This window comes from Streptomyces sp. AgN23, assembly GCF_001598115.1.
GTDB classification, from domain to species: domain Bacteria; phylum Actinomycetota; class Actinomycetes; order Streptomycetales; family Streptomycetaceae; genus Streptomyces; species Streptomyces antimycoticus.
In genome coordinates, this window is record NZ_CP007153.1 from 9,792,614 (window position 1) to 9,815,253 (window position 22,640).

At 71.5% G+C, this 22,640-nt stretch carries 2 protein-coding genes; both read left to right on the forward strand.

All coding sequences use genetic code 11. The features are described from left to right. The first annotated feature begins 247 nt into the window (after window positions 1–247). Window positions 248–12,091, forward strand: coding sequence for a type I polyketide synthase (locus tag AS97_RS42055; RefSeq protein ID WP_210566745.1), 11,844 nt, complete (start codon window positions 248–250; stop codon window positions 12,089–12,091). Between the two features lie 94 nt (window positions 12,092–12,185). Continuing rightward, entirely contained in the window at window positions 12,186–22,574 is a 10,389-nt protein-coding gene (locus tag AS97_RS42060) for a type I polyketide synthase (protein ID WP_210566746.1), read from the forward strand. Window positions 22,575–22,640: the final 66 nt, after the last annotated feature.

Consider the following 22,640-nt stretch of genomic DNA (forward strand, 5'->3'; position numbering starts at 1 on the left):
GTCGAACCGGAGCGCGAACAGCGGCGGAGAACGCACGGTGGCACGCGATACACGGCCGGTGAAACATTGGTGAAATCAAATCCCGCGAACATGCCCGGGAGTGTTAACCGAGCCTGCGCGGGTTTCTAGGGTTTCCCTTACGGGTGCGGGGCTAGTGTGGCCGGTGTCCGTCTGGCAAGGCGTGTTTTGGAAAATCTCAGGGCCGTTGCGCTCTCCAGCGAACGACGCGTTAAGTGTGGAGTTTTCGATGCCTGCTGCATCCAATCAGAACAAAGCTGTTGAAGCGCTGCGCAAGTCGTTCAAGGAAATCGAGCGGCTCAAGCGTCAGAACCGCCAGCTGATCAGTTCGGCAACCGAGCCCCTTGCCATCATCGGTATGGCCTGCCGATTTCCGGGCGGAGTGAATTCCCCCGAGGCGCTGTGGCGTCTGGTCGCCGATGGAGCGGATGCGATCTCACCCTTCCCGACAAACCGCGGCTGGGACGTGGAAGGGATCTACGATCCGGACCCGGAGCGTCCGGGTACCAGTTACGTACGCGAAGGCGGCTTCCTCCACGACGCGGACCAATTCGACTCCGCGTTTTTCGGAATCTCGCCCCGCGAGGCCCTCGCCATGGACCCCCAGCAGCGGCTGCTGCTGGAGACCTCATGGGAGGTGTTCGAACGGGCGGGCATTGACCCCGCGTCACTGCGTGGCAGCCAGACAGGTGTCTTCACCGGTGCCATGCACACCACGTACGCGTCCGAGGCCGCGCAGATACCGGACGAGATCGAGCCGTACCTCCACAACGGCGCCACCACCAGCATCGCCTCGGGCCGTGTCTCCTACACCTTCGGCTTCGAAGGTCCCGCGCTGACCGTGGACACCGCCTGCTCATCGGCGCTGGTCGCGCTGCACCTGGCGGCGCAGGCGCTGCGTCAGGGCGAGTGCTCCATGGCGCTGGTCGGCGGTGCGACCGTCATGGTGAGCCCCAAGGGCTTCGTCACCTTCAGCCGCCAGCGCGGACTGGCCGCCGACGGCCGGTGCAAGGCGTTCGCCGACGGAGCCGATGGCACCACATGGTCCGAGGGCATCGGTGTGCTGCTGGTGGAGCGGCTGTCCGACGCGCGGCGCAACGGGCACCAGATACTCGCGGTGGTACGCGGCTCCGCCGTGAACCAGGACGGCGCGAGCAACGGTCTCACGGCCCCCAACGGCCCGTCACAGCGCCGCGTGATCCGGCAGGCCCTGGAAAACTGTGAGCTGACCCCCAGCCAGATCGACGTGGTCGAGGCGCACGGTACGGGTACGACGCTGGGCGATCCGATCGAGGCGCAGGCGCTGCTGGCGACGTATGGACAGGACCGGCCCGAGGGCCGGCCGTTGTGGCTGGGCTCGCTGAAGTCGAACCTCGGTCATACGCAGGCCGCCGCCGGTGTGGCCGGTGTCATCAAGATGGTGATGGCGATGCGGCACGGCGTCCTGCCGAAGACGCTGCATGTCGACGCTCCGTCGAGCCATGTGGACTGGTCCGAGGGCCAGGTCGAGCTGTTGACCGAGGCGCGGCCGTGGCCGGAGACCGGGGAGCCGCGCAGGGTGGGCGTGTCCTCGTTCGGGGTGAGCGGGACCAACGCGCATGTGATCCTGGAGCAGGCTCCGGAGGTCGAGACCGAGGCGGAGGTTGCCGAGGAGCCTGCTGACGGTGGCCTCGCGGGTCCGGTGGCATGGGTGGTGTCGGGCAAGACCGACACCGCGTTGCGGGTGCAGGCCGGGCGGCTGCGGGAGTTCGTGGCGGAGCGCCCGGAGCTGGGCGCTGCCGATGTGGCGCTCTCCCTGGCGACGACCAGGTTCGCCTTCGAGCAGCGCGCCGTGGTGACCGGGACCAGCCGTGAGGAACTCCTCGAGCGCCTGGAGGCGGTGGCCGAGGGCGCGAAGCTCCCGGGCGTGGTCTGGGGAAAGGACGCCGAGACTCCTGGTCGTTCGGTGTTTGTGTTCCCGGGTCAGGGTGCGCAGTGGATGGGCATGGCGGTGGGGCTGTTGGAGTCCTCGCCGGTGTTCGCGGCGGCGATCGGTGAGTGTGAGGCGGCGTTGTCGGCTCATGTGGACTGGTCGCTGACGGATGTGCTGCGCGGTGCCCAGGGCGCTCCTGGTTTCGACCGGGTGGACGTGGTCCAGCCGGCGCTGTTCGCGGTGATGGTGTCGCTGGCGAGGTTGTGGCGTTCGGTGGGTGTGGAGCCGGATGCGGTGATGGGTCACAGCCAGGGTGAGATCGCGGCGGCGTGTGTGGCCGGTGCGCTCTCGCTGGAGGATGCCGCGAAGGTGGTGACCTTGCGGTCGCAGGCCATCGCGGCGGGCCTTGCGGGCCGTGGTGGCATGGTGTCGGTCGGGCTGCCGGTCGACCAGGTGAAAGAGCGTCTCGCCCGGTGGGGTGGCGCGATCTCGGTGGCGGCGGTGAATGGCCCGGGGTCGGTTGTGGTGTCCGGTGACCCGGGCGCGCTGGATGAGATGGTCGCGGAGCTGGAGGGTGAGGAGGTGCGTGTTCGCCGGGTTCCGGTGGACTACGCCTCGCACTCGGCCCATGTGGAGGGAATCCGCGCGGAGTTGCTGAAGGTTCTGGCGGACATCGCGCCGCGTTCGTCGGAGGTGCCGTTCTACTCGACGGTCTCCGGTGAGCTGGTGGACACCGCTGGGCTGGACGCGGAGTACTGGTACCGGAACCTGCGGCAGACGGTCGAGCTGGAGTCCACGACGCGCACGCTGCTCGATGAGGGCCACACCGTGTTCATCGAGGTGAGCCCGCACCCGGTGCTCACCCTGCCGGTGCAGCAGACCGTGGAGGCCGCCGAGTCGCGGGCGGTGGTCCTGGGGACTCTGCGGCGTGATGAGGGTGGACCTGAGCGGTTCCTGACCTCCGCCGCCGAGCTGCATGTCAGCGGAGCGAGCGTCGACTGGCGGAAGGTGTTCGATGGACACGGCGCCCGCCGTGTGGAACTGCCGACCTACGCCTTCCAGCACGAGCGCTTCTGGCTCGACGCTCCCGCGGGCGTGGGCGATGTGGGTTCGGTGGGGTTGGGCTCGCTGGGGCATCCGTTGCTGGGCGCGGTGGTGTCGTTGGCGAGCGGCGGCGGGGTGCTGCTGAGCGGGCGGCTGTCCTTGGCCACGCACGGGTGGCTGGCGGATCACGCCGTACACGGGGTGATGTTGCTCCCGGGGACGGCCTTCGTGGAGTTGGTGGTATCGGCGGGCGATCAGGTCGGGGCCGGTCGCGTTGAGGAACTGGTCCTGGAAGCGCCGCTGGTCGTGCCCGAGAAGGGTGGCGTACACCTTCAGGTCGAGGTGGGGGAGGCGGACGCTTCCGGTTTCCGTGAGGTCAGCGTGTTCTCGCGGGAGGAAGCGGAGGGCGAGGGCGCCGCATGGGTGCGGCATGCCCATGGTGTGGTCGGTTCGGCCGCGCCCGTCTCCGGCACACAGTTCGACTTCGGTGTGTGGCCCCCGGCGGGGGCCGAGCCGGTCGATGTGTCGGGTGAGTATGTGCGGGCCGCGGAGAACGGGTTGGAGTACGGGCCGGTCTTCCAGGGGTTGAAGCATGCGTGGCGGCGTGAGGGGGAGGTGTTCGCGGAGGTCGAGCTCCCGGAGGCGGAGCGGGACCGGGCGGGTCAGTTCGGTTTGCACCCGGCGCTGTTCGACGCGGCGTTGCACGCGATGGGTGTGAGCGAGAGCCTGGCGGGTGGTTCGGGGAGTCGGCTGCCGTTCTCGTGGCGCGGGTTCGCTCTGGAGGCGGTGGGCGCGACATCGCTGCGGGTACGGCTGGCGTCGGCGGATGCCGGGTCGGATGCGGTGTCGGTGCTGGTGGGCGATGAGTCCGGGCGAGCGGTGGCGTCGGTCGAGTCGCTGGTGTTGCGCCCGGTTGATGCGGATCAGCTGAAGGCCGCGGGTGGGGCGGCGCGGGAGGCGTTGTTCCGGGTCGAGTGGGTGGACGCGCCCGGGGCCGTCGTGGCGGGGGGTGACGCCGCGCCGCGAACAGAGGTCATGCGGGTGGTCTCCGATGGTGCGGATGTGGTGGGTGAGGCGTACGGGCGTGTGCTGGAGGTCCTGGAGCGGGCGCAGGAGCGGTTGGCGGATGAGGACCGTGCGGGTGAGCGGTTGGTGGTGGTGACCCGGGGTGCTGTTGATGTGGGTGACGGGGTTGGTGTGGGGGATTTGGCGGGGGCCGCGGTGTGGGGTTTGGTGCGGTCCGCGCAGGCGGAGAATCCTGGGCGTCTGGTGCTGGTGGACACGGATGACCTGGAGGGCGTTGATGGTCTTCTTCCGGGGCTGCTGGCTCGGGGTGAGGAGCAGTTGGTGGTGCGGTCGGGCGTGGTGCGGGTGCCGCGTCTGGGCCGGGTGCTGCTGTCGGGTGAGGCTTTGGGGGCGGGTGGGTTTGGTTCGGGTGCGGTGCTGGTCACGGGTGGTACGGGTGTGCTGGGTGGTGTGGTGGCGCGGCATCTGGTGGCCCGGCATGGTGTCGGGAAGTTGGTGTTGCTGTCTCGTCGTGGTGCGGAGGCTGAGGGTGCGGCTGAGTTGCGGGCTGGGTTGGAGGCCGCGGGCGCCGAGGTGGTGATCGCGGCGTGTGATGCGGCGGACCGTGTGGCTCTGGCCGGGGTGTTGTCGGGGTTGCCGGAGGGGTTCGTGTTGAGTGGTGTGGTGCATGCGGCGGGTGTGCTCGATGACGGGTTGCTCACGTCGCTGACGCGTGGGCGGGTTGAGCCGGTGCTGCGGGCGAAGGTGGATGCGGCATGGAATCTGCATGAGCTGACGGCGGGGATGGACCTGTCGGCGTTCGTGCTGTTCTCGTCGGCCACTGGTGTGCTGGGTGGTGCGGGGCAGAGCAACTATGCCGCGGCGAATGTGTTCCTGGACGGTCTGGCGTCCTGGCGGCGCGCTCAGGGGCTGCCGGGCGTGTCGATGGCGTGGGGGCTGTGGGCCGAGGCCAGCGGCATGACCGGACACCTCGGCGAGGACGACATCCAGCGGATATCCCGCTCGGGCGTGGTGCCACTGGCCACGGACGAGGGCCTTGAGCTCTTCGACGCCGCTCTGGTCTCGGACGCGGTGGTACCCGTTCTCTTCCGGCTGGACATCCCGACGCTGCGTGCGCAGGGCGCCGAACTCCCCGCCCTCTTCCGTAACGTCGTACCGGGGATGACCGTCCGGCGTGCCGCGGGTGCCGGAGACACGGACGTGGACGACGTTGCCGCCCGCCTGCGGCGGCGACTGGTCAGCATGTCCGAGGCGGAGCAGGAGCAGTTCCTGCTCCAAGAGCTGATCCGGGTCCAGGTGGCCGCCGCCCTCGGACATGCCAAGACGGACACCGTCGAGGTGGGACGGCCCTTCAAGGAACTGGGCTTCGACTCCCTCACCGCCGTGGAATTGCGGAACCGGCTGAGCGCCGAAACAGGTCTGCGCCTCCCGGCGACACTCGTCTTCGACTATCCGAACCCGACGGTACTGGCGGACTATCTGCGTTCGGAGATCCTCGGATCCCAGGCCACGGCCACCGCGGCGCCGGGCGGACCGTCCGGCGTCCCGTCCGGCACCGACGACGACCCGATCGCGATCGTGGCCATGAGCTGCCGCTTCCCCGGTGGTGTGCAGACCCCCGAGGAACTGTGGCAGCTGGTGATGGCGGGCACCGATGCCACGTCGTCGCTCCCGTCCAACCGCGGCTGGGACCTTGAATCGGCCTACGACCCGGACCCCTCGCATGAGGGCACGTACTACGCCCGCAACGGTGGCTTCCTCTACGAGGCGGACCAGTTCGACCCGGAGTTCTTCGGGATCTCGCCGCGTGAGGCGCTGTCCATGGACCCGCAGCAGCGGCTGCTGCTGGAGACGTCGTGGGAGGCGTTCGAGCGGGCCGGTATCGCTCCCGAGACGGCGAGGGGGAGCCGGACCGGCGTCTTCGTCGGCGTTGTGTACAACGACTACGGCACCCGTCTGCAGGGGCACTCTCCCGAAGGCATCGAGGGCTACCTCGGCATCGGCAGTGCGGGCAGCGTGGCCTCGGGCCGTGTCTCCTACACCCTGGGTCTCGAGGGTCCTGCCGTGACGGTGGACACCGCGTGCTCCTCTTCGCTGGTCGCGCTGCACCTGGCGGTCCAGGCGCTGCGCCAGGGCGAGTGCGACATGGCGCTGGCCGGTGGTGCCACGGTGATGTCCACGCAGGTCGGGCTGGTGGACTTCAGCCGTCAGCGGGCGCTGTCCGCGGACGGCAAGTGCAAGGCGTTCAGCGATGCCGCCGACGGCTTCGGATTCGCCGAGGGCGTCGGGCTGCTGCTCGTGGAGCGGCTGTCGGACGCCCAGCGCAACGGGCACGAGGTGCTGGCCCTCGTCCGGGGTACGGCGACCAACCAGGACGGTGCGTCCAACGGCCTGACCGCCCCGAACGGGCCGTCTCAGCAGCGGGTGATCCGCGCCGCGCTGGCCAACGCCCGGCTGTCGGCCACCGAGGTGGACGCGGTCGAGGCACATGGCACCGGTACCAAGCTGGGCGATCCCATTGAGGCCCAGGCCGTGCTGGCCACCTACGGCCAGGACCGGCCCGCGGACCAGCCGCTGTGGCTCGGCTCGGTGAAGTCGAACATCGGCCATGCGCAGGCGGCCGCCGGTGTGGCCGGTGTCATCAAGATGGTGATGGCGATGCGGCACGGCGCACTGCCGAAGTCGCTGCACATCGATGAGCCGTCGCCGCATGTGGACTGGTCCGCGGGTGGCGTGAGCCTGCTGACGGACGCTATGCCCTGGCCGGAGACGGGACGGCCGCGGCGTGCGGGAGTCTCCTCCTTCGGGATGAGTGGCACCAATGCCCATGCCGTGCTGGAACAGGCTCCGCTGGACGACGCTGCCAGCCCTGCCGCCGAGGACGAGGCCCCGGCGGCGGAACTGCCGGAGATCACGCCGTGGGTGATCTCCGGACGGTCGGACAGCGCGGTCGAGGCACAGGCGGAGCGGCTGCTGACGCAGGTGCGTGAGCGCCCAGAGGTCTCGCCCGCCGATATCGGGCTGTCGTTGGCGACCACGCGCAGTGTGTTCGAGCACCGCGCGGTGGTGCTGGCGGGCGACGGCGACGGCCTCCTGAACGGCCTGGGGGCGTTGGCCGAGGGGAACGTGGCACCCGGTGTGGTACGGGGGACAGCCGGCGCTCGTGACCAGGCGGTGCTTGTCTTCCCTGGTCAGGGTTCGCAGTGGGTGGGGATGGCGGCGGGGCTGCTGGATGCCTCGCCGGTGTTCGCGGAGCGGATCGGTGAGTGTGCGGCGGCGTTGGCGCCGTACGTGGACTGGCCGCTCGCGGAGGTGTTGCGCGGCGGTGAGGGTGCCGCGGAGGCGCTGGAGCGGGTGGATGTGGTCCAGCCGGTGCTGTGGGCGGTGATGGTGTCGCTGGCGGAGCTGTGGCGCTCCTACGGTGTGGAGCCCGCGGCGGTCATCGGTCACTCCCAGGGTGAGATCGCTGCCGCGTGTGTGGCGGGTGCGCTGTCGCTGGAGGACGCGGCGAAGGTGGTGGCGTTGCGGAGCCAGGCGCTGCGTGCGCTGTCCGGGCGCGGGGGCATGGTGTCGGTGTCGCTGCCCGTGGACTCGGTGCAAGAGCGGCTCGAGGCGTGGGGTGAGCGGCTGTCGGTGGCGGCGGTGAACGGGCCCTCGGCGGTCGTGGTCTCCGGCGACGCCGACGCGTTGGACGAGCTGATGGGCGTATGCGAGGGCGACGGGATCCGGGCGCGTCGCGTCCCCGTGGACTACGCCTCCCACTGCGCTCATGTCGAGGCCATCGAGGACGAGCTTCGGCAGATCCTCGCGGGAATCACCCCGCGTGCGTCGTCGGTGCCGTTCTATTCGACGGTGACCGGCGGGGTGCTGGACACCACGGAGATGGATGCCGGGTACTGGTACCGCAATCTGCGGCAGACGGTGCGCTTCGACGAGACCGTCCGTGTTCTGCTGACCGATGGCTTCCAGGTGTTCATCGAGGCCAGCGCTCACCCTGTCCTGACGATGGGGGTGGAGCAGACCGCGGAGGACCATGGCGCCCGGGTGACGGCTGTCGGTTCGCTGCGCCGCGACGAGGGCGGCCCGCAGCGGTTTATGACCTCCCTGGCCGAGGCGTATGTCGGCGGAGCATCCGTCGACTGGGCGGGTCTCTTCGCCGGAACGGCGGCCAGGCGCGTCGATCTGCCGACGTATGCCTTCCAGCGTGCGCGCTTCTGGCTGGACCCCGAAGCAAACGGCGCCGGTGACGTGTCGTCGGCGGGGCTGGACGCGGCGGGGCATCCGTTGCTGGGTGCTGCTGTGCCGCTGCCCGACTCCGATGGGTTCTTGCTGACCGGCCGGCTGTCGCTGCGTACGCATCCCTGGCTGGCCGACCACGCGGTGCTGGGCCGGGTCATTCTGCCGGGTACGGCGTTTGTCGAGTTGGCGTCGCGGGCCGGTGACGCGGTGGGTTGTGACCGGTTGGAGGAGCTGGCGCTGGAGGCGCCTTTGGTGCTGCCCGAGGAGGGGGCGGTCCAGGTGCAGCTGGTGGTGAGTGGCCCCGGGCAGGGCGGGGAGCGCGAGCTCAGTGTGTACTCCCGTCGTGGCGATGGCCCGGACGCGCCGTGGACGTGCCATGCGAAGGGCGTGCTGGCCGTGGCGTCCGCGGCCGATGGGGCGGCGGGTGAGATGGACCTGAGCGCATGGCCGCCGGCGGGCGCGGAGGCGGTTGAGACCGCGGGCTTCTACGAGGATGTGGCGGCCACGGGGCTGGCCTACGGGCCGGTGTTCCGGGGGCTGCGTGCCGTCTGGCGCAAGGGCGATGAGGTCTTCGCGGAGGTGGCGCTGCCGGAGGAGTCGCGGGCGGAGGCGGCCCGGTTCGGGCTGCATCCCGCGCTGCTCGACACGGCGCTGCACGCCTGGCTGGTGTCCGCTGCCGCGGAGAGCGGAGGGAGCTCGGGCGGGATTCGGCTGCCGTTCGTGTGGAGCGGTGTGTCGCTGTACGCCACGGGCGCTACCTCCCTGCGGGTACGGCTGGCCCGCACGGGCGCCGATGGGATGTCGGTGCTGGTGGCGGATGCCGCCGGTACGCCGGTGGCATCCGCGGAGGCGCTGGTCACCCGGCCGGTATCGGAAGCGCAGCTCGCGTCGTCCACCGAGGACACCGAGTCGCTGTACCGGGTGGAGTGGGTCGCGGCGTCCACCAGCGCCCCGGTCCCCGCGACCGACCGGTGTGCCGTGGCCGGGCCCGATGTCTTCGGCCTGGCCCGGGCGTTGAAGGCGGCCGATGGGTCGGTGGAGGAGCACGCCGACCTGGCTGCTCTCGCGGCGCATGTGGGGTCGGGCGCTCCGCTGCCGAACCTGGTGTTCGTGACCGTCTCCTCCGCCCCCGGTGAGGACGTCGTTCCGGCGACGCGGGCGGTGGCCCACCAGACCCTGGACCTGGTCCGGGCATGGCTGACGGAGGACCGGTTCGCCGAGGCGCGGCTGGTGCTCGTGACCCGCGGTGCGTTGGCGACCGAGGACGGCGTGGACCCGCGTGACCTGGCGGCGGCTCCGGTGTGGGGGCTGGTGCGGTCGGCGCAGGCCGAGAACCCGGACCGGTTCGTCCTGCTGGATGTGGACGGCGGCGAGGAGTCGCTGGCCCTGGTGCACCAGGCGGTGTCCATCGGGGAACCGCAGCTGGCGGTGCGTGGTGCCGAGATGCTGGTGCCGCGTCTGGCGTCCGGGGCCGCGGCGGGTGTACTGACGCCGCCGGTCGGTACGGAGGCGTGGCGGCTGGAGGCGTCCGGAGCGGGCACGCTGGAGGGGCTGGCGCTGGCCACGGCCACGGACGCCACCGGGGAACTCGGCGAGCACGAGGTGCGGGTCGCGGTGCGCGCCACGGGCCTGAACTTCCGCGACGTGCTGATCTCCCTGGGCATGTACCCGGGTGAGGCCCTGATGGGCGGCGAGGGGGCCGGTGTGGTCGTGGCCGCCGGCCCCGGTGTGACCTCCCTCGCCGTCGGCGACCGCGTGATGGGGCTGTGGGAGGGCGGTTTCGGGCCGCTGGCCGTCGTGGATCACCGCACCCTGGTGCGGATTCCGGACGGCTGGTCCTTCACCGAGGCCGCCTCCGTCCCGGTCGTGTTTGTGACGGCTCTGTACGCGTTGCGGGAGCTGGCGGGTCTCCGGCGTGGTGAGTCGCTGCTGGTCCATGCCGCCGCCGGTGGTGTGGGGATCGCGGCGGTGCAGTTGGCGCGCGCCTGGGACTGTGAGGTGTTCGCGACCGCGAGTGAGGCCAAGTGGGATGTCCTGCGCGGTCTCGGGCTGGATGAGGCGCATATCTCCTCGTCGCGGACGCTGGAGTTCGAGGAGCGGTTCAAGGCCGCCTCGGGCGGTCGTGGTGTGGATGTGGTCCTGGACTCCCTGGCCGGTGAGTTCGTGGACGCGTCGCTGCGGCTGCTGGGCGAGGGCGGCCGGTTCATCGAGATGGGCAAGACGGATGTGCGGTCGGCCGATGAGGTGGCTGCGGCGCGTCCGGGCGTGCTGTACCGGGCGTTCGACCTGGCGGAGGCGGGCCCCCAGCGCATCGGGGACATGCTCGCCGAGATCGTGGCCCTGTTCGAGCGAGGTGAACTGCGGCCGCTGCCCACCCGGGTGTGGGATGTGCGCAGGTCCCCCGAGGCGTTCCGGTTCATGAGCCAGGCCCGCCATGTGGGCAAGCTGGTGCTGAGTGTTCCGGCCGCGCTGGACCCGGAAGGCACGGTACTGATCACCGGTGCCGGAGGTGTCCTGGGTGGGCTGGTCGCGCGGCATCTGGTGGCCGAGCACGGGATACGTCGGCTGCTGCTGGTCAGCCGCCGTGGCCGCGCCGCCGAGAGCATGGCAGCGCTCGAGACGGAGCTGACGGCCCTGGGGGCCTCGGTCGACGTTGCCGCCTGCGATGTCGCCGACCGCGACGTGCTGGCCGAACTGCTGGCGGGGCTGCCCGATGACGGGCACGGTCTGACCGGTGTGGTCCATGCCGCGGGCCTCCTGGACGACGGCACGGTGACCTCGCTGACACCGGAGCGGCTGGACGCGGTGCTGCGCGCCAAGGTCGACGGGGCGTGGCATCTGCATGAGCTGACGCGCCGGTTCGATGTGGCCATGTTCGCCCTGTTCTCCTCGGCCGCCGGTGTTCTGGGGTCCGCGGGCCAGGCCAACTACGCCGCCGCAAACACCTTCCTGGACGGACTGGCCCAGCGGCGCCGGGCGATGGGTCTGCCGGGAGTGTCGCTGGCCTGGGGCATGTGGGCCGAGCGCAGCGGGATGACCGGACACCTCGCCGAGGCGGACCTGTCGCGGATGACGCGCGGCGGGCTGGTGCCGTTCTCCTCCGAGGAGGGGCTGCGGCTGTTCGACACGGCCGGGCGGCTGGCCGAGGGCCTGGTGGTGCCCGCGCGGCTCGACCTCGGCCACGTGGCGGCCACCGCCGACACCACCCCTGTGCCCCCCTTGCTCAACGGACTCGTACGACGGCCCGTCGTGTCCCGGCGTGCCTCGGCCCAGGACGAGTCCGGTGCGCAGGAGGCGCCGCTGGCGCGGCGTCTTGCCGGGCTCGGCCAGGGAGAGCGGCAGCGGACGCTGCTGCGCCTGGTCCAGGAACACGCCGCCACCGTCCTCGGCCACGGGTCGGCGTCGGCGGTGGACACCGATCGTGGCTTCCTGGAGCTGGGCTTCGACTCGCTCACCGCGGTCGAGCTGCGCAACCGGCTGAACGCGGCCACCGGGCTGCGGCTGCCCGCGACCCTCATCTTCGACTACCCGACCCCCGCCGCGCTGGCCGCACAGCTGAACGCGGAGATCGCTCCCGTGGCGGCGGACGACCCATCGGACGTGGCCGCCGAACTCGACCGGCTGGAAGCGGCGTTGCTCGGCACGGGCGCGGCGGCCGATGAGGACACCCGGGCGATGGTCGCGGGCCGGTTGAAGCGTCTTCTGTCCCACTGGGACGGCGGCCGTGGCGGCCCGGCCCCGGATGGCCCGGCCACCGATTCCGGCGATGCCCAGGATGTCGCCGAACATCTGGAGACGGCGGAGGCCGACGAGCTCTTCGCCTTCATCGACCAGGAGTTCGGGACGTCGTGATCCGACCAGCGGCCGCCACCACGGCGCACCCACGAACCCACACCACCTGCCCGCCGACCACCCCGCTCCCGAAGCGCGACCCCGAGAGGTTCTGATGTCGGAACAAGAAAAGCTGCTCGGTTACCTCCGGCGGGTGACGGCTGATCTGCACCAGGCGCGGCAGCGTCTGCAGGATGTGGAGTCGGCGGCCCGTGAGCCGATCGCGATTGTCGGGATGAGTTGCCGTTTCCCCGGTGGGGTGGGTTCTCCCGAGGAGTTCTGGCAGTTGCTGAGCGGCGCCGAGGACGCCATCACGCCGTTCCCCGAGGACCGTGGCTGGGACCTCGACTCGCTCTATGACGCGGATCCTGACCGGTCGGGTACCTCCTATACGCGTGAGGGGGGATTCCTGTACGACATCGGCGACTTCGATGCCGAGTTCTTCGGGATCTCGCCGCGTGAGGCGATGGCGATGGATCCGCAGCAGCGGTTGCTGCTGGAGACGTCGTGGGAGGCCATTGAGCGGGCGGGTATCGACCCGGTCTCGCTGCGGGGCAGCCGGTCCGGGGTCTTTTTCGGGGCGGTGGCCCCTGACTATGGGCCGCGGGTGCACGAGGCGCCGGATGGTGTCGAGGGTCATCTGGTGACCGGCAGCGCGATCAGCGTGGTGTCCGGGCGGGTGGCCTACACGCTCGGGCTGGAGGGCCCGGCGGTGACGGTGGACACCGCGTGCTCGTCGTCGCTGGTCGCTCTGCATCTGGCCGTGCAGGCGCTGCGCCAGGGGGAGTGCTCCTTCGCTCTGGCCGGCGGTGTGAGCGTGATGGCCACGCCGGGTACGTTCGTCGGTTTCAGCCGGCAGCGCGGGCTCGCACTGGACGGCCGGTGCAAGCCCTTCTCGGCGGCGGCCGATGGTTTCGGGGCGGCCGAGGGTGCCGGGATGCTGTTCCTGGAGCGGCTCTCCGATGCGCAGCGAAATGGGCATCCGGTGCTGGCGGTTGTCCGGGGGACGGCGACGAACCAGGACGGCGCGAGCAGTGCGCTGTCCGCCCCCAACGGACCCTCGCAGCAGCGGGTGATCCGTCAGGCGCTGGCCAACGCCGGGCTCACGGCCGGGCAGGTCGATGCCGTGGAGGCCCACGGGACGGGTACGAAGCTGGGCGATCCGATCGAGGCGCAAGCGCTGCTGGCCACCTATGGCCGTGAGCGCACCGCGGCTGATCCGCTCCTGCTGGGGTCGGTCAAGTCCAACATCGGCCATACACAGGCGGCCGCCGGCGTGGCCGGTGTGATGAAGATGGTGCTGGCGATGCGGCATGGTGTGCTGCCCCGCACCTTGCACATTGACGAGCCGTCGCCGCATGTGGACTGGTCGACGGGCACGGTCGAGCTTCTCACCGAGGCCGCCGCATGGCCCGAGGGCGAGGAACCGCGCCGGGCCGGGGTGTCCTCCTTCGGTATCAGCGGGACCAACGCCCACGCCATCATCGAGCAGGCGCCGGCACCGTCCGCCGCCAGTGGCGTGACGCATGACGACGCCACCGAGGCGGCCTCCGGCTCCGAGGTGGCCGAGGAGGCGCCCCGGACGGCGCTGCCGCTCATCCCCTGGCTGTTGTCGAGTAAGTCCGAGGCGGCGCTGCGCGCTCAGGCCAGGCGCCTGCTGGACCATGTGGAACAGCATCCGGAGATGGCGGCCGGGGACATCGGACTCTCGCTTGCCACGACCCGGACCGCTTTTGACCATCGTGCGGTCGTGCTGGCCCAGGATCGTGCGCAGGCTGTCCGGGCTCTGACCGATCATCTCGCGGGCGGTGGCGCTGCGGGGCTGGTCGAAGGTGTCGCCAGGCGCAGTGCCGGGGTGGTGTTCGTCTTTCCCGGTCAGGGTTCGCAGTGGGTGGGGATGGCGGCGGGGCTGCTGGACGCCTCGCCGGTGTTCGCGGAGCGGATCGGTGAGTGTGCGGCGGCGTTGGCGCCGTACGTGGACTGGTCGCTGGTGGAGGTGTTGCGCGGCGGTGAGGGTGCCGCGGCCGCGTTGGAGCGGGTGGATGTGGTCCAGCCGGTGCTGTGGGCGGTGATGGTGTCGCTGGCGGAGCTGTGGCGCTCCTACGGTGTGGAGCCCGCTGCCGTGATCGGTCATTCGCAGGGTGAGATCGCGGCGGCGTGTGTGGCGGGTGCGTTGTCGCTGGAGGACGCCGCGAAGGTGGTGGCCCTGCGCAGCCAGGCGCTGCCGGTGCTGTCCGGGCGCGGGGGCATGGTGTCGGTGTCGCTGCCCGTGGACTCGGTGCGGGAGCGCCTTGAGGCATGGGGTGAGCGGCTGTCGGTGGCGGCGGTGAACGGGCCCTCGGCGGTCGTGGTCTCCGGTGATGCCGACGCGCTGCAGGAGCTGCTGACGGCGTGTGAGGCGGAGGAGGTCCGGGCGCGCCGTATCCCGGTGGACTACGCCTCGCACTCCGCCCACGTCGAGAGCCTGGAAGAGGAGATCCGGCGCACTCTGGCCGGGATCGCGCCGCGCTCCTCCTCGGTGCCGTTCTACTCGACGGTGACCGGCGAGGTGCTGGACACCACGGAGATGGACGCCGGGTACTGGTACCGCAATCTGCGCGGGACCGTGCGTTTCGACGAGACCGTACGGGTGCTCCTGGACGAAGGCTTCCAGACGTTCGTGGAGGCCAGCGCGCATCCGGTACTGACGGTGGGCATCGAGCAGACGGCCGAGGACCACGGCACCCCCGTGGCGGCCGTCGGCTCGCTGCGCCGTGACGAAGGCGGTCTGGAACGGTTCCTGACCTCCCTGGCCGCGGCCCACGTCGGCGGTATCGCCGTGGACTGGCGGACGGTGTTCGCCGGGACCGGTGCCCACCCCGTGGAACTGCCCACCTACGCCTTCCAGCGCCAGCGGTACTGGCTGGACGCCACCTCGGCTGCCCAGGTGGCCACCGCCGGCGGCGGCTTGAGCGCGGATGCGGTGGACGCGCGCTTCTGGGAGGCGGTGGAGCGCGAGGATTTGGAGGCGCTGGTCCGCACCCTGGAGGTGGAGGACGAGGAGCAGCAGTCGTCGTTGACGGCGTTGCTTCCGGCGCTGTCGTCCTGGCGCCGTCAGCGGCGCGAGCAGAACACGGTGGACGGCTGGCGTTACCAGGCGGTCTGGAAGCCCCTGGCCTCCGCGTCCGAGACCACGCTCTCGGGCACCTGGCTCGTGGCCGTTCCGGAAGCCCGTGGTGACGACGCTTTGGTCGCCGCCGTGCTGGATGGGCTGGCCGGGCGCGGTGCGCATGTGGTTCGGGTGGCCGTGGGGTCGCCGGATGACCGTGAGGTGATTGCGGAGCGGCTGCGCATGGCCCTCGATGGCGTGGAGCCGTCGGCCGTGGCGGGTGTGTTCTCGCTGCTGGGGCTGGACGAGTCGGCGCATGAGTCCTTCGCGGTGGTCCCGGCCGGACTGGCGGCGACGGTGGCGCTGGTTCAGGCGCTGGGCGACGCGGATGTGGTGGCTCCGCTGTGGTGCGGCACCCGGGGAGCGGTGTCGGTGGGCCGCTCCGACCGGCTGGTGAGCCCGGTGCAGGCCATGGTGTGGGGCCTGGGCCGGACTCTGGAGGCGGAGTACCCCCAGCGCTGGGGCGGCGTCGTCGATCTGCCCGAGACCATGGACACCCGCGCGGTGGCCCGGCTGGCCGGAGTGCTCGCGGGCACGGAGGGCGAGGACCAGGTCGCGGTGCGCGGCTCCGGCGTCTTCGCCAAGCGGCTGGTGCGGGCCTCCGCGCCTGATGCCACGACCGCGGATGGCTGGCGGCCGAGTGGTTCGGTGCTGGTGACCGGTGGTACGGGTGCGCTGGGCGGTCACGTTGCCCGTTGGCTGGCGCGCAACGGTGCCGAGCATCTGGTGCTGACGAACCGTAGCGGTATGGAGGCCGAGGGTGCCGCCGAGTTGAAGGCGGAGCTGGAGGAGCTGGGTGCCCGGGTGACGGTGGCGGCGTGTGACGCCGCGGACCGTGAGGCGCTCGCCGCGGTGCTGGACGCGATTCCGCAGGAGTTCCCGCTGACCGCCGTGGTGCACACGGCCGGTGTGCTGGACGACGGCGTCGTGGACGCCCTGACGGTGGAGCGGGCGGCCGGGGTGCTGCGTCCGAAGGTGGACGCGGCGCGGAATCTGCATGAGCTGACCGCCGGGAGGGATCTGTCGGCGTTCGTGCTGTTCTCCTCGGCGGCGGCCACGTTGGGCAATCCGGGGCAGGGCAGTTACGCCGCGGGCAATGCCTTCCTGGACGCGCTGGCGGCCCAGCGGCGTGCGGACGGCCTTCCGGCCACCTCCGTCGCCTGGGGCGCCTGGGCCGGAGGTGGCCTCGTCACGGACGAGGTCGGCGAGCAGATGAGCCGCTCGGGGATCCTGGCCATGCCCCCAGAGCTGGCGATTTCGGCGCTGCAACAGGCACTGGACCACGACGAGACGTTCCTCGCGGTCGCGGACATCGACTGGGCACGCTTCGAAGCGGGCTCCGCCGACACTCCCCTCTTCCGCCAGCTGCGGAACGTGCCGAGCGCGGCCACGGGGAAGCAGATCACGGCGGGCAGTGCCGCCCCCGAGCGGGCGGAACTCCACGACCGGCTGGAAGCCATGCCCCGGGAGAAGCGCGAAGGAGCGCTGCGGGACCTGGTGCGTGCCCAGGCCGCCGACGTCCTCGCGCACGACAGCGCGGACGCGGTCGCGTCGGACCGTGCCTTCCGTGACCTCGGCTTCGACTCGCTGACCGCGGTTGAACTGCGCAACCGGATCGGCGCGGCGACCGGGCTGCGGCTGCCCGTCAGCCTGGTCTTCGACTACCCCACGCCCACCGTGCTGGCACGGTTCCTGCACGGCGAGATGTTCGGCACCGAGGAAGGCGGCGCCGCCGAGACGGCGCCGACCCGATCGGACTCGTTCGACGAGCCCATCGCGATCGTGGCGATGAGCTGCCGGTTCCCGGGCGGTGTGCGGACCCCCGAGCAGTTGTGGGACGTGGTGAACGCCGGAGTCGACACGATCTCCGGATTCCCCGACGACCGTGGCTGGGACCTCGAGGGGCTGTACGACCCCGACCCCGACAAGCCGGGCAAGACCTACGCCCTCACCGGCGGATTCCTGGACAACATCACCGACTTCGACCCGGACTTCTTCGGGATCAACCCGCGCGAGGCGCTGGCCATGGACCCGCAGCAGCGGCTGCTGCTGGAGACGTCCTGGGAGGCGTTCGAGCGCGCCGGCATCGACCCGGCGGCGTTGCGCGGCAGCCAGGCGGGCGTCTTCATCGGCTCGAACTACCAGGACTACAGCGGCCGGGCGATCAGCGCGCCGGACGGTGTGCAGGGCTATCTCGGACTCGGCAGCGCGTCGAGCGTCGCCTCCGGCCGCCTCTCCTACACCTTCGGTTTCGAGGGCCCGGCCGTGACGGTGGACACCGCGTGCTCGTCGTCGCTGGTCGCCCTGCATCTGGCCGCGCAGTCGCTGCGCCAGGGCGAGTGCGACATGGCACTGGCCGGCGGTGTGACGATCATGGCCACGCCGGGCACGTTCGTCGAGTTCAGCTCCCAGCGGGTGCTGTCGCCGGACGGGCGGTGCAAGGCGTTCTCGGCCGAGGCCGATGGCACCGGCTGGTCCGAGGGCGTGGGCTTGCTGCTGGTGGAGCGGCTGTCGGACGCGCGGCGCAACGGCCACCAGGTGCTGGCCGTCGTCCGGGGTTCGGCGATCAACCAGGACGGCGCGTCCAACGGTCTGACGGCGCCCAACGGCCCGTCGCAGCAGCGGGTGATCGGCAAGGCGCTGGAGAGCGCGGGCCTGTCGGCCGCCGATGTGGACGCGGTGGAGGCCCATGGCACGGGCACCTCGCTCGGTGACCCGATCGAGGCGCAGGCGCTGCTGGCCACCTACGGCCAGGGGCGGCCGGAGGACGAGCCGCTGTGGCTGGGCTCCATCAAGTCGAACATCGGGCACACCCAGGCGGCGGCCGGTGTGGCCGGGGTCATCAAGATGGTGATGGCCATGCGTGAGGGCGTGCTGCCGAAGACGCTCCACGCGGACGAGCCCTCGCCGCACGTCGACTGGACCAGCGGCGCGGTGTCCCTTCTGACCGAGGCGACCCCGTGGCCGCAGACGGACCGCCCGCGCCGGGCGGCCGTGTCGTCCTTCGGGATCAGCGGCACCAACGCGCACACCATCATCGAGCAGGCCGACGCCGCGGAGGCACCGTCGCAGGAGACCAGCGGCGAGACCGGCGGCGAGGCCGCCAGTGCGCCGGCCGGCATCACGGTGGTTCCCTGGCTGCTCTCCGGCGGAAGCCCCGACGCGCTGAGCGCTCAGGCCGCGCGGCTGCGCGAGTTCGAGGGTGTGGCCACCGCGCACACCGACGACCTCGCGGACATCGGCTATTCGCTGGCGACGACCCGTTCCGCCCTGTCCTGCCGCGCGGTTGTGGTCGCCGAGGAGCCGGCCCAGTTCCGGTCCGGACTCGACGCGCTGGCGGAGGGCAGGAACGCGGCCACGCTGGTCCAGGGTGTGGCGCGGGCCGAGCACAAGACGGCGTTCCTGTTCTCGGGCCAGGGTGCGCAGCGCCTGGGCATGGGCCGGGAACTGTACGAGGCGTTCCCGGTGTTCGCCCAGGCGCTGGACGAGGTGTGCGCGCATCTCGATGTGCTGCTCGACCGTCCGCTCACCGAGGTGATGTTCGCGGCCGAGGGCAGCGCGGATGCCGACCTGCTGAACCAGACGGCGTTCACCCAGCCCGCGCTGTTCGCCATCGAGGTGGCGCTCTTCCGGTTGCTGGAGCACTGGGGCGTCACCCCGGATGTGCTGATCGGACACTCCATCGGTGAGATCGCCGCCGCACATGTGGCGGGAGTGTTCTCGCTGGAGGACGCGTGCGCGCTGGTGGCCGCCCGTGGCCGGCTGATGCAGTCCATGCCCGAGGGTGGCGCGATGGTGGCCATCCAGGCGCCCGAGGAGGAGATCGCGGCGTCGCTGGCCGGTCGTGAGGCCGAGGTGAGCATCGCCGCCATCAACGGCCCGACCGCCGTGGTCATCGCGGGCGACGAGGCCGCGGTGCTGGAGATCGCCGGACAGTGGGAGCGAGCGGGCCGTAAGACGCGCCGGCTGCGCGTCAGCCACGCCTTCCACTCCCCGCGCATGGACGGGGTGCTCGGCGACTTCCGCAAGGTCGTCGAGGGCCTGTCGTTCGCTCCGCCGACCCTCTCCTTGGTCTCCAACGTCACCGGCACAGCGGCGGACACCGATGAGGTGTGCTCGCCGGAGTACTGGGTGCGGCATGTGCGGGAGGCGGTGCGGTTCGCGGACGGGGTACGGACCCTGGAGAAGCTGGGTGTCACCTCGTTCGTGGAAGTGGGTCCGGACGGTGTGCTCACCGCGATGGCCCAGGACTGTCTGACGGCTGAGGAGTCCGACGGCGGGCTCGCTCCCTCCCTCGTGTCCGTGCTGCGCAAGGACCGGCCCGAGATCCAGTCGCTGACCATGGCGCTGGCCGAACTCCACGTCCACGGCACCACGGTGAAGTGGGACGCGGTGTTCGCCGGGCGTGGTGCCCGGCGGGTGGAGCTGCCCACCTACGCCTTCCAGCGACAGCGCTACTGGCTCGAGACGGCGCCGGCCGCCGGCCGGGATGTGACCTCGGCGGGGCTGGACTCGCCCGACCACCCGCTCCTCGGCGCCGCCGTCGCCCTGGCCGACACCGACACCTACCTGTTCACCGGCCGTCTGTCCGTCGCCACTCAGCCGTGGCTGGCCGACCACGTATTCGCGGAGACCGTGCTCTTCCCGGGTACGGCCTTCGTGGAAGTGGCCCTGCGCGCGGCGGAGCAGGTGGGCTACGAGCGGCTGGACGAGCTGACCATCGAGACGCCGCTGATCCTGCCCGCACGGGGCGCGGCCCAGATCCAGCTCACCGTGGGCGAGCCGGACGAGTCCGGAGCCCGTTCGCTCAACCTGTACTCCAGGTCCGAGGACGCCCAGCCGGACGACCCCTGGACACGCCACACCACCGGCCTGCTCACCAGGGACCCGTCCACCACGGCAGCGGAGTCCGTGGCCGCCGACTTCGCCGTATGGCCGCCCGCGGAGGCGAAGCCGATCGACGTGGACGGTCTCTACGACCGCTTCATCGACGTGGGCTTCGCCTACGGTCCGGCCTTCCAGGGGCTGCGAGCCGCCTGGCGCCGTGGTGACGAGATCTTCGCCGAGATCGACCTGCCCGAGACACAGGAGGCCGAGGCCGCGCGGTACGGCCTGCACCCGGCGCTGCTCGACGCCGCGCTGCACACCGTCGCCTTCAACCCCACCGGCACCGACGGCAGCACCCTTCCGTTCTCGTGGAACGGGGTGACCCTCCACGCCGGTGGCGCGGCCGCGCTGCGCGTACGGCTTGCGAGCGCCGGCGGGGACACCGTCTCCCTGCATGCCACCGACACCTCAGGCGCACTCGTCGTCGCGGTCGACTCCCTCGTCCTGCGGCCCGTGGCCCCGGAGCAGGTGAACTCCGCCCAGCCGTACGAGTCGCTGTACCAGGTCGAGTGGGTGCCCGTGGACACCTCCCGTGCCCCGGAGCCGAACGGGGTGGCGGCCGGGCGCTGGGTTCTCGTCGGACCCGACCGGGCCGAGGTGGCCGGTGTCCTCGGATCGGCCGATCGCACCGTGGACACCTACCCGGACCTCGCGGCCCTGGCCCAGGCCATCGACGCGGGCGCCACCGCGCCCGACGTCGTCCTGGTCTCCACCGTGTCCGGCACCGGCCGGACGCAGGACCTGGCGGAGGCGGTACGGGATGCCGGCCACCGCGCCCTCGACCTGCTCAAGAGCTGGCTGGCCGACGATCGCTTCGGCGCCTCCCGACTGGTGTTCCTCACCCGGGGAGCCCTCGCCGCGGGCGAGGACACCGATGTGGCCGACCCCGCCGCCGCGGCCGTGTGGGGCCTGGTGCGCTCGGCCCAGTCCGAGAACCCCGACCGGTTCGTCCTGGCCGACCTGGACGACCAGGACGGCTCACGCCGGATCCTCCCGGCGGCGCTGACCACCGATGAGCCGCAGATCGTGGTCCGCAAGGGCACGGTCCTGGCCGGCAGGCTGGCCCGGGTCCCGGCGCGCGGCGACGAGCCCGAGCAGGACACGGCCGCGACCGGCGTCAGCTGGGACCCGCAGGGCACCGTCCTGGTCACCGGAGCGGCCTCCGGCCTCGGGGGCCTGGTCGCCCGGCACCTCGTCGGCGAGCACGGGGTGCGCAACCTCGTGCTGGCCAGCCGCCGCGGCCTGGCCGCGGACGGCGCGGCCGAACTGCGCACGGAGCTGGCGGACCTCGGCGCCCACGCCACGGTCGCCGCCTGCGACACCGCCGACCGCGACGCCCTCGCCGGACTCCTGGCCTCCCTGCCGGACGAACACCCGCTCACCGCCGTGGTGCACACCGCCGGTGTGCTGGACGACGGCGTCGTCGAGGCACTCACTCCCGAGCGCGTCGACCGCGTGCTGCGGCCCAAGGTCGACGCGGTGCTCAACCTGCACGAGCTGACCGCCGGCCTCGACCTGTCCGCGTTCGTGCTCTTCTCCTCGCTCTCCGGGACGCTCGGCGGCCCGGGCCAGGCCAACTACGCCGCCGCCAACGCCTTCCTGGACGCGTTCGCGTACCGGCGCCGGGCCGAGGGCCTTCCCGCCCAGTCACTCGCCTGGGGACTGTGGGAGGAGCGCAGCGGCATGACCGGCAAGCTGGACGAGGCCAACAGGCGACGCATCGCCCGGGACGGCGTGGTCCCGATGGCCTCCGAGGAGGCCCTGGCGCTGTTCGACGCCTCGTGCGGCATCGACGCGGCCACCCTGGTCCCGGCACGGCTCGACGCCTCGGCCTGGCGAGCCCAGGACGGGCCGATCCCGGCCCTGCTGCGGGGCATCATCCGGACCACGGCCCGGCGCGGCCCCGCGAGGACGTCCACGGGCGGTTCCGGCGCCGGCTCCGCCGAACTGCGTCGCCGTATCGGCTCGCTGGACCCGGCCGCCCGGCAGCAGGCGCTCCTCGAGCTGGTGACCGAGCACGCGGCCATGGCGCTGGGCCACGACAACCCCCGCATGATCGCTCCGGACCGCGGATTCCTCGATCTCGGCTTCGACTCGCTGACCGCGGTCGGACTGCGCAACCAGCTGGGCACGGTGACCGGCCTTCGGCTGCCCGCCACGCTGCTCTTCGACTACACGACCTCCAGGGCGCTGGCCGGGTACCTGGCCGAAGAGCTCGTCGACGGAGAGACGGACGGATCGGTGGTGCTGCCGGTCCTGTCGGAGCTGGAGAAGCTGGAGAACTCCTTCGCCGAGGTGGTGGCGGACGAGGCCGCCAGGGAACGCCTCACCGCACGCCTGCAGCAGGTCCTGGCGAAGCTGGGCGCGCAGCAGACACAGACAACGAACGGTGGGGTCGCTGCCGCCGACAGGTTCGAGTCGGCGACCGACGACGAGATCTTTGACTTCCTCGACGAGGAGCTCTCGTGACGTGGACGCCCCCGTCCCCAGAAGTCGCCGGCCGAAGGCTTTCCACCCCTGTCCGGGGTTCTCAGA

Coding starts and splice junctions, on each gene's coding strand:
- AS97_RS42055 (WP_210566745.1), top strand. CDS start 248: ATGCCTGCTGCATCCAATCAGAACAAAGCTGTTGAAGCGCTGCGCAAG.
- AS97_RS42060 (WP_210566746.1), top strand. CDS start 12,186: ATGTCGGAACAAGAAAAGCTGCTCGGTTACCTCCGGCGGGTGACGGCT.